This window comes from Tolypothrix sp. VBCCA 56010, from assembly GCF_050875635.1.
In the GTDB taxonomy this organism is placed as follows: Bacteria; Cyanobacteriota; Cyanobacteriia; order Cyanobacteriales; family Nostocaceae; genus Hassallia.
In genome coordinates, this window is sequence record NZ_JBPAOH010000025.1 from 14,754 (window position 1) to 32,643 (window position 17,890).

The window sequence follows — 17,890 nt, forward strand, 5'->3', positions numbered from 1 at the left end:
GTAGTTCTTTTTTAACTTAAATAACTCCCGTAAATTGTAATTCTATCATGCAGGTTCTACGTTGTCTTACCAACCAAGAAATCCTCAACCTCACCATTAGTTTAGGGCGAGGCGGAGAAGCTTGTATTTATGCTGTGCCCAGCGATGGCAATTTAGTGGCAAAAGTTTATCACAAGCCAACTGAGCAACACGGGCGGAAAATTTTGGCAATGCTTGCCAACCCACCAGAAAACCCTACAGCAAGTTTAGGGCATATTTCTATTGCTTGGCCCTATGAACCGCTCAAAGCAGCAGACTCCAGCGATCGCATTATTGGCTTTTTAATGCCGCGCATTCGAGGGATGCGTCCGGTGATCGACTTCTACAACCCCAGAACTAGGCGCGAACACTGTCCATTATTTAATTATCAATACTTGCTGCGTACAGCTCGCAATTTGGCGGCAGCTTTTGCGGCATTGCACAACAGCGGTTACTGCGTCGGCGATGTGAATGAGTCGAATATCATGGTCAGCGACACAGCATTAGTGACGCTGGTAGATACAGATTCGTTCCAAGTGCGCGATGCAAAACAAAATGTAGTTTTCCGCTGCCAAGTTGGTAAACCAGAGTTTACTCCACCAGAACTACAAAATAAAATATTTGCTCAATACGATCGCGCGATCGCCCATGACTTATTTGGGTTGGGAGTACTGATATTCCAACTGTTAATGGAAGGTACACATCCATTTTCTGGTATCTATCAAGGTGCAGGCGAACCACCCACCTACGAAGCACGCATTGCCAATGGTCATTTTACTTACAGTCAACAGCGCCGCGTCCCCTACACTCCTACCCCGATAGCACCAGCTTGGGAAATTCTTCCTCCCAGCTTGCAAGAAATGTTTGTCCGCTGTTTTGAGCACGGTCATAACAACCCACAAATGCGTCCCAGCGCTCAAACTTGGCTGTTAGAACTAGCTGAAATCGAAAATGACCTGATTACCTGCACAGTCAACTCCCAGCACCGCTATAGCAGCCACCTGCACAACTGTCCTTGGTGCGAACGTACCTTGCGCTTAGGCGGACGTGACCCCTTTCCATCACAGCAGGCAATACAATCAAAACAACATCTACAACCGCGCAGACAAACTCGACGCAACACAAGTCCGACACGCGGCAACAACGTTTCTCCAATTCCAGTAACCCAGATTAATTATCGGCAAGTAGCACCGCAAAAATTTTCTTATTATCAATCTCGCAAAAAATCAAAATTTTACCCAGTGATTTTGTGCTTGTTGGGTTTTGGAATGTTGGGGTACTTGGACGTAATGATTAAATTTACTCGTCCCTTAGTTTCCCAAAATCAATATGCTCAACAAACTTTGATGTCTCGCAAAGAGCAAAGCAAAAATAATCTCACTTTTGCAGATTATTATAAACAGGGTCATGCCTCTTATAAAGTGCAAGACTACGATCAAGCACTAAGCGATTTTAGCCAAGCAATCAAAAAAAATCCGACACATGCCAAAGCACATATTAACCGTGGCAATACCCGTTACAACCTGAAAGACTATGATGGTGCAGTTACCGACTACAGTCAGGCGATACAAATCAATCCTAATGAAGTAAAGGCTTATGTAAATCGGGGCAATGCCCGCTATATGCTAGCCGAATATAGCAGCGATCCCGATAGAGATTACAACCTTGCCCTAGCAGACTTTAATAATGCTTTGCGTCTTAATCCTAATGAAGCCGAAGCTTATATCAGACGCGGTATAGTCCGTTCCCAACTTGCTAAATATAGCGGCGATTCTCAACAAGATTACCGCAAAGCAATTGGAGACTTTAATCAGGCGATCGCTTTAAATGCAGACAAGTCAGAAGCTTACTTTCAGCGGGGTCTTATTCGTTATCAAATTGGTCAATACAGCAGCGACTTCGATCAAGAATATAAAGAAGCGATCGCCGACTTTGACCAAGCATTACGCATCGATTCTCGAAGTGCGAAAGTTTACCTAAAACGAGGTATAGTCCGCTACGAGCTTTCACAGTATGGCGGCAAGAATTCTAGTACAAATCATACGAAAGCGATCGCCGATTTGCAGACATCTGCCAAAATTTTCCTTGAGCAAGAGGATATGGATAATTACCAACAAGCATTAAGCAGCATTTGCGTTGTTTTGGAAAACAAATGTGACACTTTCTTTGACAATACAACTGGCTTAGTAAAAGGTAGCTAAAAACTGAAAAACATCCTAACTAACAATTAAATACTTTGTAATTAGAAAGAGCCAACCCACGCTTAGGTTAGCTCTTTCTAATAATATCTATTTTTTATTTGTATTCAAAAAAAAACAATTTTTTACATTGATTCATCAGCATTCACAAAGCTTTTTCATTTTTTTACAGATAAAACAAGTTTATTTACCTTGTCTTCATACTTAAGACGGAAAATACGGTTAGATTTATTACTGAGAAAATCGACAATTAACTTTTTCTCATAAGTTAAGTTGATACATTCTCAGTTGAGATAAGTCCAAATACTCATCTACCTAAAAATTCTGAGGTAATTGCATGAAAGCAGTGATTTTGGCTGGAGGACTTGGTACGCGTCTGAGTGAAGAAACTAGCATTAAACCCAAGCCGATGGTCGAGATTGGTGGTAAGCCCATTCTCTGGCACATCATGAAAACTTATTCTGCACACGGTATTGATGACTTTATCATCTGTTGCGGTTATAAAGGGTACGTAATCAAGGAGTATTTTGCCAATTACTTCTTACACATGTCAGACGTGACCTTTGATATGCGGTTTAACCAGATGAACGTGCATCGTGGCAATGCTGAACCCTGGCGTATCACCTTAGTAGATACAGGTGATAGTACCATGACAGGCGGACGCTTGAAGCGAGTCGCAAACCATGTTGGTAATGAAACTTTTTGCTTCACCTACGGTGACGGTGTTAGCAATGTGAATATCACTGAGTTAATTAACTTTCACAAAGAACAAAAAACTTTAGGTACACTCACCGCAGTTCAACCAGCCGGACGCTTTGGTGCCATATCCTTAGGACACGACCAAACTAAAATCAACAGCTTCCGCGAAAAACAAGATGGTGATGGTGCTTGGATTAATGGCGGTTATTTTATCCTAGAACCGGAAGTAATCAACTTGATTGCTGATGATTCCACCGTTTGGGAACAGCAACCATTAGAAAAGCTTGCAGAAATGGATCAGCTATCTGCTTACAGACATGACGGTTTTTGGCAACCGATGGATACTTTGCGCGATAGAAACTACCTCGAAGACCTATGGAAGAATAACAAGGCTCCTTGGAAAGTGTGGTAAGCAAGATTATGAGTTATGTAGAGACGTTTTGCCAAAAGTCTGTACTTATGTACAGACGTTCCGAAGGAACGTCTGTACGGGAGTTATGAATCAATAATTGAATTTAACTTTTAACTCCCCACTCGAAAAATTAAAAAATGACAGACTCAGAAAATTTAAACTTTTGTAATTAAAGGTGCAAAAAATACCAATGTATGATTTTGCGATAATAGGTGGGGGAATAGTTGGACTCTCTACAGCAATGGCTTTGGGCAAACGCTATCCCAATGCAAAAATTTTAGTTTTAGAAAAAGAAAGCAAATGGGCATTTCACCAAACCGGTAATAACAGCGGTGTAATTCATTCTGGTATTTACTACAAGCCAGGAAGTTTCAAAGCTAAATTTTGCCGTGATGGTAGTCGCTCAATGGTGGAATTCTGCCAAGAGCATGATATTGCTCATGAAGTTTGCGGTAAAGTGATTGTCGCCACCGATGAACAAGAGCTACCGCGCTTAGAAAATCTTTACAAGCGCGGCTTGGAAAACGGTCTAGAAGTTAAGCGAATCAGTGCCGAAGAAGTCAAAGAAATTGAACCTCATGTCACTTGCGTAGCCGGCATCCGCGTATATTCAACTGGTATTGCCAATTACAAGCAAGTTTGTTTAAAGTACGCAGAGTTAATTGCAAAGCTTGGTGGCGAACTGCGTCTAAATACAAAAGTTGAGAAAATTTCCCGCAGTGGTAAAAATCAAGTACTGGAAACTAATAACGGTACTTTTGAAACTCGCTTTGTAATTAATTGTGCCGGATTGCATAGCGATCGCCTAGCCAAATTAGCTCAAGTAGATCCGCAAGCCAAAATAGTACCATTCCGGGGCGAATACTATGAACTTATACCAGAAAAACGCTATCTTGTCAAGACTTTAATTTATCCGGTTCCCAACCCAGATTTTCCCTTCTTGGGCGTCCACTTTACCAAGATGATAGATGGTAGCGTCCACGCAGGACCAAATGCAGTTCTCAGCCTCAAGCGCGAAGGATACAAGAAAACAGACTTTGATTTGCGTGATTTTGCAGAAGTCATGACTTACCCAGGTTTCTGGAAATTAGCAGCAAAACACGCTGACGAAGGCATTCAAGAAATCATTCGCTCTTTTAGTAAAGCAGCCTTCACCAGAAGTTTACAAAAATTAATTCCGGAAGTCAAATCAGAGGATTTAGTTCCCTGCCATGCAGGAGTTCGCGCCCAAGCCTTAATGAACGACGGTAAACTAGTAGACGACTTTTTGATTGTTCAAGACCAAAACTCCGTCCATGTTTGCAACGCTCCTTCTCCTGCTGCCACTTCTTCATTGGAAATTGGTAAAGCCATTGTCGCCCAAATTCCCGAACAGTCGCATCTAATGATGGCAGCAGCCAATTAAGTTTTGATTAGTTATTTTGCATCTACTCTAAATTCGCCTACACTAGCCAGGAAGCGCAGGCAGTTTTTAATCAACCGCTAGATAGCACAAACATCTATTTCTAGCGTTGTAGAATAAGCGAATTAGTATCAGGGATTTCCGTTATGTCCATTAGCTCCAATCAGTCGGTTGTTCTAGTTTGTGCTGCTGATAATAACTATGCCATGCCCCTTGCAGTCACAGTTCGTTCAGCACTTGAAAATTTAGGAACTAATCAAAAAATAGCCTTATTTATTCTTGATGGAGGAATTGCTGAATCAAACAAAAATAAGATTATCAAATCACTTAAATCAGAAAAGATAAATATTTCCTGGGTTCAACCAGATAACGCACTATTTACAAATCTGGTATTAACCAGGCATCTGACACCAAGCTGCTATTATCGACTTTTGATTACCGAATTTTTACCGCAGGAATTAAATAAAGCAATTTATTTAGATACCGATATGGTAGTCACGGGAGATTTAGGAGAAATATGGAACATTGAGATTGGCGATGACTATGCACTAGCAGTTCAAGACGACGTGGATATGTATATATCCATGTCTGATGGTTTAAGAAACTACAAAGAAGTCGGACTTGATGGTGATGCTAAATATTTCAATTCTGGACTTTTAGTAATTAATCTCGAAAAGTGGCGAACTGATAACATAGGCGCAAAGGTTCTCGAATATATCCAACAAAACAAAGAATATGTTCGTAACGACCAGGATGGACTAAACGCAGTTCTTGCAGGTAAATGGCGAGAACTTCATCCCAAATGGAATCAAATGCCCAGGATATACGATTATCCATCATGGGAAAATAGCCCTTTTCCAGAAGATGTTTACCAGGATTTGCTCGAGCAACCTTGTATTATTCACTTTACTAATACTCCCAAACCCTGGTATGCAGGAGTGAAATGTGAATGTACGCATCCTAAAAAAGACTTATTCTTCCAATATCTTGATGTCACAGATTGGTCAGGCTGGCGGGATACTATCTGGAGAAGAATCGCGAGAAAATTCATGAAATTAACATCATTAAATACATCCAAATTGTGAAAGTATGGTGATAGTAATTTTGGTGAATTATTTTTCTGGGAAAAAATTGTCAAAATAATCAAATTCATCAATGTATAGGAAATAAAAACAATGAAAATTCTTGTCACCGGCACCGAAGGTTATTTAGGTTCATTATTACCTCCTTTGTTAATTGAACGGGGACACGAAGTTATCGGTGTAGACACCGGATTTTATAAAGTGGGTTGGCTGTACAACGGTACTGAAGTAACGGCAAAAACCCTTAATAAAGATATCCGTAATATCACCGATGAAGATTTGCAAGGTGTCGAGGCGATCGTTCACATGGCGGAACTCTCCAACGACCCCACCGGACAACTATCACCTACTATTACCTACGATATCAACCATAAAGGTTCTGTTCGCCTTGCCAAACTAGCCAAAGAAGCGGGTGTGCGTCGCTTTGTATACATGTCTTCGTGCAGTGTTTACGGTGTAGCCACAGAAGGTGATGTCACCGAAGAATCATCAGTGAATCCGCAAACAGCTTACGCAGAATGCAAAACCTTGGTAGAAAGAGATGTTAAGCCACTGGCTGATGATGACTTCTCTCCTACTTTTATGCGAAATGCTACTGCCTTTGGTGCTTCCCCCAGAATGCGGTTTGATATCGTTTTAAACAACTTGGCAGGCTTGGCATGGACTACCAAAGAAATTAAAATGACCAGCGATGGTACACCTTGGCGTCCGTTAGTTCATGCGTTGGATATTTGTAAAGCAATTGTCTGCGCGGTTGAAGCACCACGCGATATTGTACACAACCAAATTTTTAACGTCGGCGATACTACTAATAACTATCGAGTTAAAGAAATCGCGGAAATTATTGCTGATGTTTTCAAAGGTTGTAAATTATCTTTTGGTGATAGCGGTGCAGACAACCGCAGCTATCGAGTATCTTTTGAGAAAATAAACACAATTTTGCCCGGATTTAAGTGTGATTGGAATGCCCAGCGTGGCGCTCAACAGTTGTTTGATTTGTTCAGCCAAATCGATATGACTGAAGAAACTTTCTTATCTAGAGGTTTCACCCGTTTGAAGCAGCTAGAATATCTAATTCGCACCCAGCAAATTGACCAAGATTTCTTCTGGACGAAGAAATAATCAGATTTTTGGATTTGCAGTTAAAAATTGTTTTAAGCTTTGGAATCAAATTAATTTGATTTCAACTTATTTACAAATATTTTAGCTGCAAATTCAAATCTTGTGTAAATTTTCATTTTCGAGATTATTATCAGGGTTGAAAAATATGATTAATTCCACATATTTCCTTGCACGAAAACTCAACCTTCCACCGTCTTTTATTCAATAAAAACTTAATAATGAACAAATTACTTACAATTGCCATTCCTACATTTAACCGTGCCCAATTTTTAGAAGAACAGTTGAATTGGTTGTCTAAAGCTATTAAAGGATTTGAGTCTGAATGTGAAGTTATTATTTGCGATAACTTTTCATCAGACAATACTCAAGAAATCATTCAAAAATGGCAGCCTTTTTTCAAACATACGACATTTATATCGCATAGAAATACTGAGAACATTGGATTAATGCCTAATCTTGCTTGTTGTATAGAAAAGGCAACAAGCAAATATGTTTGGGTAATTGGTGATGACGATCCTATTCACGAAATCACCCTTGCTTATGTAGTAAATAACCTGAAAAAACACCCGGAGATAGCATTATTAATTTTGAACTTTTGCTGGTTGAATGTAGTAACAGGACAATTAGCTTCTGAGCGCTGCTTTGATATTATAAATGAAGAAGTCAATACTAATGGAAAAGTATTGATCGAGCATTATTTACAAGAAAACTTTAGTTGTCTAGCGTTTATGACTGCTCAAGTGTATAAAACCAAAGCAGCACAGCAAGCTTTAGAAAAGTGGAGAGACAGTGCAAATAATCGAGAAGGACAAATATATTGGACTGCATTTTGTGCCCTTCAAGGAAGTGTAAAAATTACTAAAGATGTCTATGTTCAATACGCTTGCGGAATGAATTCTATTGTCGATACAAAGCTATGGTTCAAAATGCGTTATTCCGATTTGCCGAAAGTTTATGTAAAACTGATGGAGTTAGGATATAGCCAAACAATTTGCAGAAAATTCATTTCCAAGCACTTTGCAGAAACTAATTGGTATGTTATTTTGGGTGCTTTAAGACGATGGCCTTTTTATACAGTAAATATACTAACTCCGTATTTTAGTTTAGTAGGTGTATCGACTTGGAAAAGTTTTTTATCATCTCAGCAAGAAAAAATAAGTCTGTAATTTAATCTCAGGCTCAATGATTCTATCCACTACAAGATTATGAACAAATTACTCATTTTATGATAATTGATCTGAATTTTCACATTAGTGACTCTAAATAATCTATAATTTTGCCAATTAAAGTTCAAACTTATTTTCTTTTGTTGGATAAAAAATGAATAAATTACTCACCATTGCTATCCCTACTTACAACCGCGCCGAGTTACTTGATAAACAATTAGCATGGCTTGCCGAAGCCATAAAAGGCTTTGAATCAGAATGTGAAATTTTTGTTTCTGATAATTGTTCACCAGATAATACTCAGGAAGTAGTCAATAAGTGGCAAAATATTCTTAGCCACGTCACGTTTACTTATCACAAAAATACAGAAAATATAGGCGTGATGCGAAATATCATTCATTGCCTGAAGTCTGCAAAAACTAAATTTGTTTGGGCAATTGGTGATGATGACCCCATTCAAAAAAGAGCAGTCGCCTATACGATAAATAAAATTAAAAACACTAACGATTTATCATTATTGTTTCTCAACTTTTCTGGTCGAAACAAAATCACCGGCGAACCTGTCCATCCACCGACAATAGTTGGTAATCGCTGGTTTGACGCTGACAGTGAAGATGGAAACGCTGACGGCAAAGCAATATTTGAACATTGTTATTCTAAAAGTGTTGGTGCTGTCATTTTTCTGACTGCGACAGTGTACAGAACTGACTTAGTAAAAAGCGCTTTGGAAATTTGGGAAGATGCGGCAAGTAACTGGATATCCTTAGCATATTTAGCAGGATATTGTGCTGCGAATGGCAGTGTAATCGTCACTAAAGATACTTATATGGAATGTATTGTTGGTGTTAGCTATTGGCAGAAAGAGCCAAAATCTGCACTTTTGATGCAATACAAACACATCCCGGAAATTATTAATAAATTTCAGCAGATTGGATATTCTAAGGAATTTTGCAACCGGATGATGTTGCAGAATTTCAGAGAAGTTAACTTGAAAGTGTTTTTAGGCGCTTTGAAAAGATGGCCTGCATTTGCTTTAAATGTAGGAATTAGCTTTTTGACTTTAGTAAGCTTGTCTGCTATTGAAGAAAGTTTTTATCCAAATTTAAGGATAGCTGAGTCAAGGCTTACTACTACTGAAGAATTACGAAGTTCTAAGCAATAAATATCAAAAATGATAGTCAAAACAATGCAAAGAAATTAATGAATAAGGCGCTTTTTGTATGCTTGACACCATCACAAACAAAATATTTGAACTGAAATCAGAGTTAGGTTACAGAACTGCACTGCTGAACCATGCCAAAAATTTGCCTGCACTTGAGTCAGGCGATCGCTATATTGTTAACACTCTCCAAAAAGAAGGGGTTTACGTCACAACACTTGACGAATTAGGATTAACCTCCACCCCACAACTTCTCAATGCTGCTTACAGTCAATTGTCCAGCATGGCAACACCTAGCTACAACAGTGCAGGTAAATTGCTTCCCCAAATTTACACAGTTACAGATTTACCTGAATTTTCCACTTGGGGACAAGAACAAAGACTGCTAAATATCGTTGAAAATTACATTGGGCTTCCCGTTGCTTTTCAAGGTGTACATTTACGCAAAGATTTACCCAACGAAAATCAATTTGGAACGTTGCTATGGCATAAAGATTCAGAAGACCGGAGAATGGTCAAAATAATCATTTATTTGACTGATGTCGAAGAAAAAGACGGTCCTTTTGAATATGTTCCTTTATCTTTAACTTCCTTATATAGCTTGAATTATTATCGAATTTACCACAAGCTTTGGAAGGCAGGATATATAGGTATCAACGATGATGAATTAAAAGAAATTATCCCCAAATCAGCTTGGAAATCTTGTCCGGGACCAGCAGGTACGGTCATTTTTACAGATCCAAAAACTGCTTTACATCACGGAACCCTGCGGACAGAAGAACGGTCAGCGCTGTTTTATGTTTACACTGCCAACCCCCCCAAGCGACCAGAACTTTGTACCCAATACTGGGATGATACTTTTGCTAGACCAGAGTTAAGCAAAGAATCTGATTCGGTTAAAGTGGGCACGTAGTAGTATTTTATCTGCTAAAATACTTTCTCATCAGAGAATTTTCGGAAATTACCCAGTTTCCTTTGTAGTAAATATAAAATCGAGGTTATCTATGATTTTTACCGAAACTGAACTCAAAGGCGCTTTCGTCATTGATTTAGAACAAAAGCCAGATCACCGTGGTTTCTTTGCCCGTACTTTTTGCGCGAAAGAGTTTGAAGAACATGGCTTAAAGCCAACTGTTGCTCAATGCAATTTATCTTACAACTATAAAAAAGGAACGCTGCGGGGAATGCACTATCAAGTTTCCCCAGCAACCGAAACAAAATTAGTCCGCTGTACTCAAGGTGCTATCTACGACGTAATTATTGATATGCGTCCTGAGTCTCCGACCTTTTTATCACATTTTGGCGTGGAACTCAGCGCAGATAACCGTCGCGCTTTATACGTTCCGGAAATGTTTGCCCACGGCTATCAAGCACTTACAGATGATGCTGAAGTTGTCTATCAGGTGGGTGAATTTTATACACCTGGGTATGAACGGGGTCTGCGCTTTGATGACCCATTTTTTAACATTGAATGGCCCGTCGATGTTACCGAAGTTTCTGAGAAAGATTTAAATTGGCCTCTGATGAGAATGATGAGCGTGGGAGGCACATCTTCGAGATAAGAGTATAATTGTTGACAATTCACCACAATGCACCTCATTAATACTTAGTCAAATTGATTAATTTTATTAGAGGTGCAAATTCCAAGTATCTTTCTTGGCGGTGTTAGCGGTACTCTTTATTTTTTCTTAAAAAAATAAAAGTTCGCATCGATTAGATTTTCGGGGTTTAAGGTTGTTTCCCTTTAAGAAAAACAACTTGCGAAAAAATCGCTAACAATAAACACGATCTGATGCAAGGAGTTTAATCAATGATTATTGTAGATCGCGCATTACAAGCACGCGCCGAGGCAGGCAAACCGGTTAAAGTAGCCATGATTGGTGCTGGCTTCATGGGTCGAGGAATTGCCAATCAAATTGCTAATTCAGTTCCAGGTATGGAGTTAGTTGCTATCTTCAACCGTCAAATTGATGCAGCCAAGCGAGCTTATTCGGAAGCTGGAATTGAGAATGTTCAAGTAGTTTCGACTGTAACTGAATTAGAAGACGCGATCGCCCGTGGTGAGTATGCAGTCACCGAAGATGCGATGTTGCTGTGCCAAGCTGAAGGCATCGATGCTTTAATTGAAGTCACAGGGGCAGTGGAATTTGGCGCTCAGGTGGTGATGGAAGCGATCGCCCATCGCAAGCACGTAATTATGATGAACGCCGAACTTGATGGGACGATTGGTCCAATCTTAAAAGTATACGCCGATAAAGCAGGCGTTATTCTCAGCGCTTGCGACGGGGATCAGCCAGGAGTGGAAATGAACCTTTACCGCTTCGTCAAAAGTATTGGTTTAACTCCTTTATTGTGCGGTAATATCAAAGGACTGCAAGACCCTTATCGCAACCCGACCACACAAGAAGCATTTGCCAAACGTTGGGGTCAAAAGGCTCACATGGTAACTAGTTTTGCAGATGGCACAAAAATTTCCTTCGAGCAAGCGATCGTTGCCAACGCTACAGGAATGACAATTGCCAAGCGGGGAATGTTGGGATATGACTTTGCAGGTCATGTCGATGAAATGACCAACATGTATGATGTTGAACAGCTTAAAGAATTGGGTGGTATCGTCGATTATGTAGTTGGAGCAAAACCAGGTCCGGGTGTGTTTGTGTTTGCTACTCACGACGATCCCAAGCAACGTCACTACCTCAACTTGTACAAATTAGGTGAAGGTCCTCTCTACAGCTTCTATACTCCTTATCACCTCTGTCATTTTGAAGTTCCACTATCGGTTGCGCGTGCTGTCTTGTTCCAAGATGCTGTGATGTCTCCAATTGCCGGTCCGCTTGTGGATGTAGTCACCACCGCGAAAATTGACTTAAAGTCCGGAGAAACTCTGGATGGCATTGGCTACTACATGACCTACGGTCAATGTGAGAGTTCCAACATCGTCCAAGAGCAAAACCTCTTACCAATTGGTTTAGCCGAAGGATGTCGCCTGAAACGAGATATTGCGAAGGATCAAGTTCTCACTTACGATGATGTAGAATTGCCATCAGGCAGACTTGGCGATAAACTGCGAGCAGAGCAAAATGCTTACTTCGCTACTGGAAAAACCCTGGCAGCAGTCGGGTAATATCTTGAATTGAAGTGACAGTAGTGACAAGTATTTATGTAAGGCGATCGGAATTGTCAACAATCTGCGATAAAAATCAGTAGAAGTTTATCAATTACCTGGGATGCCAATATGATAAATACAACGTTCACTACTGTCATTCTGACCTGACCTAGAGGTAGGTAGTAGATGGTAGGTGGTATTAGGGCAGGGGGGAAAAGGGACAGAGCAACTTAATTTATTTCTGAAAAAAAAATTATTCCTCAATGCACAAGCACTCCTGAATAAGGGTACAGGCGCTTGAAACCCCAAAAAATGAGTTTGGTGTCCTTAAGGACGGGGTCTTTATGGGGTTCCCCACCTACCCCCAACCTCCCGTCACACCCACCTTCATGGGCATTACTACATATAGATAATTGTTTTTTTCATAAAGTAAAAATGCTTTTTGGAAATATTATTATGAAGAAATAGATATAGCATAGTAAGTTCTACTGATAAATAATAAAATTATTTTAAGGAACCAACTGCCGAGCATTTAAATAAACTTCATATCAACTTCAGGGAAAATTTATGAAAATTGCTCTAGTCCATGATTACTTAACCCAGCGCGGTGGGGCAGAGCGCGTCTTTGAATTGCTGTGTAAGCGATACCCAGAAGCTGACATTTTCACATCTTTGTACGATCGCCAACAAACGATTGATTTAGGCGATCGTATAGTTAACACAACTTTCTTGCAAAGCATTCCAGGTGCAGCTAAGTATTTCCGTTTAATGGCTCCTTTTTATTTTCCTGCCTTTCGAGCCTTAGACCTGCAAGACTACGATCTCATCATCAGTAGTAGTACCAGCTTCGCCAAAGCAGTCAGAAAAAACCCAAATTCCCGCCACATTTGCTTTTGTCATAATGTTACCCGTTTCTTGTGGGATACAGAAACTTATTTACGCGAGTATGGAGACTATCGATATTTTGCACCTTTAATCGAACAAGTCTTTGATGTCATGAGAAAGGTAGACCTGACTTATGCACAAGAACCTGATCTTTACATTGCTAATTCGAGTATTGTAGCTCGTCGCATTCAAAAAATTTACAACAAAAAAGCTATTGTAATTAATTACCCAATTGATACAAAAAAGTTTATTTATTCAGATATAAAAGATGAATATTATCTAGCCTCAGCCCGGATGATCAGCTATAAGCGCCTTGATATAATAGTTGAAGCTTTTAATTGGCTGGGGTGGCGGTTATTAATATCAGGCAACGGTCCAGAACAAGAACGGTTAAAATCCAAAGCATTAGATAATATTGAGTTTTTGGGACATGTAACTGATGCACGACGCACTCAGTTGTTTTCTAGAGCTACATCTGTTATAGTGGCAGCTTTAGAAGATTACGGATTAGTTCCAGTAGAGGCTAATGCTAGTGGAACACCAGTCATAGCTTATGGAGCAGGTGGGGTATTAGATACTCAGGTACCTGGAAAGACAGGAGTCTTTTTTAAGAGACAAACACCCGAATCTCTACAAACCGCACTACTAGAAGCCAGGGAAATCAATTGGGATTATGCCGACATCCGCAATCATGCTGTGACACATTTTTCGGAAGAGGCATTTTTTAATCAAGTAGAGCAAGTTATTGACCAAACTTGTAGCCTACATCCATCATTCATTTAAACTGTTAGCTAAGGGATAGTAAACGTGATTCAAACTAGTAGTCTAAATCCCAATGTAAATCCAATTGCTGAAACAGAACCGGGTTACGGACAACTGTTTGCAGTTTTAATCCGGAGATTTCCTTGGTTTTTAGCAGTATTTATTGCTTCGGTAGGTGTTGCAGGTTATTTAACTTCTAAAACACAGCCTACCTACAAAAGCACGATGCAGTTGCAGATAGAACCTAACTATCAGGGTAAACCAGAAGGAGCTGGAGCAGAAAATAAGTTTACCGAGTCTAGTGTTCAGATAGACGTTGCAACCCAGCTGAACGTGATGAAGAGTTCTGGACTTATTCAAAGAGCGGTTGATAAACTTAAGCCAGAGTATCCAGATATAACTGTAGGTGAAATTAAAGGCTCTTTACTTTTGGAGCAATTAAGAACAAAAGAAGATAATGTTGCTACTAAAATATTTGAAGCAAACTACACTAGCACAAGTCCAGAAAAGACACAAAAAGTTCTAGATGCAATTCAGAAAGTTTATCTAGAATACAACATCAAACAGCAAGATGAGCGTTTAAGAAAGGGTCTGAAAAATGTCAGAGAACAGTTAAAAACGGTACGTGATGATTTGACAGAATCTGAGAGAAAACTACAACAGTTCCGCAGTACTAAGAATTTTATTGACCCAGAACAACAGGCAAAAACTCTAGAAGACGATTTGAACAGAATTGTCCAGGTACGACGCGAAACCCGTTCTCTGTATGAGGAAACTTTGGCTCGGCAAAAATCTTTGGAAGAACAACTAAAGCGTACTCCACAAAACGCTTTAGTTGCTTCTCGTCTGAGTCAGTCTACTCGCTACCAAGGGTTACTTAACGAAATCCAAAAAACCGAACTGGCTTTAGCACAGGAACGCTTGCGTTTCACAGATGAGACTCCCAGCGTACAAAAACTGATAGAACAGCTTCAAAGCCAGAAGCAATTATTGCAACAAGAGGTAGGACGGACTTTAGGGGGTAGCAGTGCTACTGTTAAGGCTGTTGGAGATACTTTATTACAACAAGGACAGCTTGGTCAAATTGACCTCAACCTTGCCGGTCAGCTAGCAGAAACACAAACAAATATAGTTGCTTTAAGTGCTCGCGATCAAACTCTGGCACCAAAAGAGATTCAATTGCGCGAACAGCTCAAACGATACCCAGCTTTGTTGGCTGAGTACAATCGCTTACAACCGCAGATACAACTTAGCCGTGAAACGTTGCAAAACCTTTTGAAATCTGAGCAGGAATTGCGGCAGGAACTTGACAAGGGTGGATTTAATTGGCAAATTTTGGAACCACCCCAAAAAGGTCAACAGATGGGTCCCAACCTTCAGCAAAACCTTCTACTAGGTGCAGTGGTAGGGTTAATGTTGGGAGGAATTGCTGCCTTTGTCCGGGAAGCCGGTGATGATTCTGTTCATACTACTGCTGAGTTGGAGAAGCAGGTTGCCTTGCCGTTGTTGGGAACTACTCCTAAGTTGCCCCCAGCCAAACCCAGAGAATCAGTGATCAAGTTGCCTTTTGGCAAGCCAGAAGTACTAGCTCCCTGGACAATTCAGGTACTGCAATCTCCACCGCGTTGGGAATCGCTGGATTTGATTTATAAAAATATTGAACTGGTAAATACTGTTGCTACGTTCAAATCTTTGATGATCACTTCGGCTTTGCCGGATGAGGGTAAGTCCGCATTAGCGTTGGGTCTAGCGATGAGTGCTGCCCGTTTACACAAAAGAGTATTGCTAATTGATGCAAACTTACGCGATCCCAGCCTGCACAAACAACTCAATCTGCCAAATGAACAGGGGCTTTCATCTCTGCTGTCAAGTGATGTTGCTCTACCCAACCAAATTAGTATTCAATCTTCAGGTTCATCTTACATTGATATTTTGACCGCAGGACCTGCACCAGGCGATCCAGCTAATTTATTGAGTTCCCCGCGCATGACGCAATTGATGAAAGCATTTGAGGAAAACTACGATTTAGTACTCATTGATGCTTCTCCGGTTTTGGGCATGGTGGATGCTCTACTCACAGCATCATCTTGTCGCAGCGTGGTCATGGTGGCAAGTATCGGTAGGGTAACTCGAACTCAACTGGCACAGGCTACAACGATGTTGAGCAAGTTAAACTTGGTTGGGGTTGTCGCAAATGGAGTATCTAATTCTAGCAGTACGTATGTACCCTATGTAAAGCCACAACGATTGGCGTTGAAAGGAACTGTGGAAAAATAGGTAGATATTTGCAAGCGGGCGTTTTGCTGAATATAAGCGACATTCCCAAGCGATCTAACGCACCAAAGATCGTTGATGGTGCGTTGCGTTGGACAACACCATCCTACTGCCGCTTAATTCTTTTCTATAAATATATTGACACTGCAAGGAAGCAACTTTTGCAGTCACGCTAGTAGGGTGCGTTATGGACGTAACGTCCTAACGCACCAAAGATCGTTGATGGTGCGTTGCGTTGGACAACACCACCCTACTGCCGCTTAATTCTTTTCTATAAATATGTTGACACTGCAAGGAAGCAACTTTTGTAGTATGCCTAGCTTTGAGAGAGTGTAATAATATATTGATTCTGTAAATCCACGATGTTCATAATCTGGATAAAATTCTACAGAAAAATTGCATTTTTGAGAAGTTACATACTGTTTGATTTTTGAGAGTACCAATACATCTTCTTCAGCATAAGGATTGCTGTTTACTCGCTTATAAGCCCAGTTATACAAATACTTGGGTGATGTTGGTTCGTGGAGCAATATAATTTTTCCTTGAGGTTTTAGCACCCTTATCATTTCATTAAGAGTTTTACTAAAATCATTTTTTTCGCCGAAGTGATGAAATGCTTCAAAGGCGAAAATCCTATCAAATTGCTCTGCCTCAAATGGAAGTTCACAGCAGTGAAAAACCCACTTCTCATCAAGGTGGGTATTCAAAATTTTTTCAAATTTTTCTGTATATTGCAAATTTGAAAGTATCAGGTCGCTGCCAACTACATAGGTATTTGGATACTCTCTTTTAATTAAGGCACTTGCCCAACAGAAGCCACCTCCCATTTCCAATACAGTTTCATTCCCAGACAGTTGCAGCCGCGACATAAGTTTGCTAAAGGTATTAATAGAAGGCGATCTGAAGGCGATCGCATCGAATATGTCATTTCCTTTATGACTCTGAACTGCTCTAAATTCCTCAAAATTCTTATGGGCTACAATTTCTTTTTGATCGCTTTCTGTAAGAATAGCGTCGTTTAAATAATATAAAATTCCTTCATGTTCGCGAAAATTGTTGTTACGCACAGTAAGCATATCAGCGTCTCCATTAGTTAATATATATATATATACTACCGTATATTTTTTGACCTTATTATTAATATTTATGAAAAAATGCATTAACGTAATTAATAATTATTAATTCATAATTCATAATTAAAAAGGGTTTAATTCCCCTGCCTCCTATAAGCTTTCCTGTTACATCGGGGCTTTAAATCCACATGGTTAACATAATTATGAATTATAAATTATGAATTATAAATTTTTCAATAGCACATTCATTCGCGGTAAATAAGATATGGAAACGCGCACAGAAAATAGACGTGGCGAATTTATTTGAAAGACTTTTCTCACGTCTAATTTGTTTTTGAACGAAGGAAGAAGAAAGAAGGAAGAAGGAAGAAGTTTGGTTTAAGTATTGGTATTCTGACCCCAACCTAAAACGAGCAACGCATAGGCGTTGGGGTTTTGAACCCCCGTGGGTAGAGGTTTGAAGTTTGAATAAATTCACATCGATCTTCTGACTTCAAACCTCACACCGATGGATTAACGCCTGCAAATATGC

General features: G+C 39.9%; 13 protein-coding genes. 12 read left to right on the forward strand and 1 reads right to left on the reverse strand.

Annotation, left to right across the window (positions count from 1 at the left end):
* Positions 1 to 47: 47 nt before the first annotated feature.
* The 12 genes from AABK37_RS11240 to AABK37_RS11295 all read left to right on the forward strand — a co-directional run bounded on the left by AABK37_RS11240 (position 48) and on the right by AABK37_RS11295 (position 16,288).
* Positions 48 to 2,219 (forward strand): tetratricopeptide repeat protein, encoded by a 2,172-nt coding sequence (locus AABK37_RS11240; RefSeq protein WP_432551653.1) that lies wholly within the window; start codon positions 48 to 50, stop codon positions 2,217 to 2,219.
* Between the two features lie 334 nt (positions 2,220 to 2,553).
* On the forward strand, positions 2,554 to 3,327 hold the full coding sequence (rfbF, locus tag AABK37_RS11245; protein ID WP_432551654.1) for a glucose-1-phosphate cytidylyltransferase: 774 nt from the start codon (positions 2,554 to 2,556) through the stop codon (positions 3,325 to 3,327).
* A 190-nt stretch (positions 3,328 to 3,517) separates the two neighbouring features.
* Complete coding sequence (gene lhgO / locus AABK37_RS11250; RefSeq protein ID WP_432551655.1) at positions 3,518 to 4,732, forward strand: L-2-hydroxyglutarate oxidase; 1,215 nt, start codon at positions 3,518 to 3,520, stop codon at positions 4,730 to 4,732.
* 143 nt (positions 4,733 to 4,875) lie between these two features.
* Positions 4,876 to 5,814 (forward strand): glycosyltransferase family 8 protein, encoded by a 939-nt coding sequence (locus AABK37_RS11255; protein ID WP_432551656.1) that lies wholly within the window; start codon positions 4,876 to 4,878, stop codon positions 5,812 to 5,814.
* Positions 5,815 to 5,904: 90 nt separating this feature from the next.
* Positions 5,905 to 6,933 carry an NAD-dependent epimerase/dehydratase family protein gene (locus AABK37_RS11260; protein ID WP_432551657.1) on the forward strand — a complete coding sequence of 343 codons (1,029 nt, stop codon included), beginning with the start codon at positions 5,905 to 5,907 and terminating at the stop codon, positions 6,931 to 6,933.
* Between the two features lie 218 nt (positions 6,934 to 7,151).
* Positions 7,152 to 8,099 (forward strand): glycosyltransferase family 2 protein, encoded by a 948-nt coding sequence (locus AABK37_RS11265; protein ID WP_432551658.1) that lies wholly within the window; start codon positions 7,152 to 7,154, stop codon positions 8,097 to 8,099.
* 154 nt (positions 8,100 to 8,253) lie between these two features.
* Positions 8,254 to 9,261 carry a glycosyltransferase family 2 protein gene (locus AABK37_RS11270; RefSeq protein WP_432551659.1) on the forward strand — a complete coding sequence of 336 codons (1,008 nt, stop codon included), beginning with the start codon at positions 8,254 to 8,256 and terminating at the stop codon, positions 9,259 to 9,261.
* A 58-nt stretch (positions 9,262 to 9,319) separates the two neighbouring features.
* The gene (locus AABK37_RS11275; protein WP_432551660.1) at positions 9,320 to 10,171 is read left to right on the forward strand and encodes a phytanoyl-CoA dioxygenase family protein; all 852 of its coding nucleotides are present in this window, start codon (positions 9,320 to 9,322) and stop codon (positions 10,169 to 10,171) included.
* A 91-nt stretch (positions 10,172 to 10,262) separates the two neighbouring features.
* On the forward strand, positions 10,263 to 10,820 hold the full coding sequence (gene rfbC / locus AABK37_RS11280) for a dTDP-4-dehydrorhamnose 3,5-epimerase (RefSeq protein ID WP_432551661.1): 558 nt from the start codon (positions 10,263 to 10,265) through the stop codon (positions 10,818 to 10,820).
* A gap of 248 nt (positions 10,821 to 11,068) precedes the next feature.
* A complete protein-coding gene (locus tag AABK37_RS11285; protein ID WP_432551662.1) occupies positions 11,069 to 12,382 on the forward strand; it encodes an NAD(P)H-dependent oxidoreductase in 1,314 nt (437 codons plus the stop codon).
* A gap of 549 nt (positions 12,383 to 12,931) precedes the next feature.
* Positions 12,932 to 14,032 carry a glycosyltransferase gene (locus tag AABK37_RS11290; protein WP_089130151.1) on the forward strand — a complete coding sequence of 367 codons (1,101 nt, stop codon included), beginning with the start codon at positions 12,932 to 12,934 and terminating at the stop codon, positions 14,030 to 14,032.
* 24 nt (positions 14,033 to 14,056) lie between these two features.
* Positions 14,057 to 16,288: a GumC family protein gene (locus tag AABK37_RS11295; RefSeq protein ID WP_432551663.1), complete on the forward strand. Its 2,232-nt coding sequence runs from the start codon at positions 14,057 to 14,059 to the stop codon at positions 16,286 to 16,288.
* A 257-nt stretch (positions 16,289 to 16,545) separates the two neighbouring features.
* On the opposite strand, the gene AABK37_RS11300 is transcribed toward AABK37_RS11295, so the two are convergent.
* Positions 16,546 to 17,445, reverse strand: a complete 900-nt coding sequence (locus AABK37_RS11300; RefSeq protein WP_432551664.1) for a class I SAM-dependent methyltransferase — start codon at positions 17,443 to 17,445, stop codon at positions 16,546 to 16,548.
* Positions 17,446 to 17,890 lie beyond the last annotated feature (445 nt).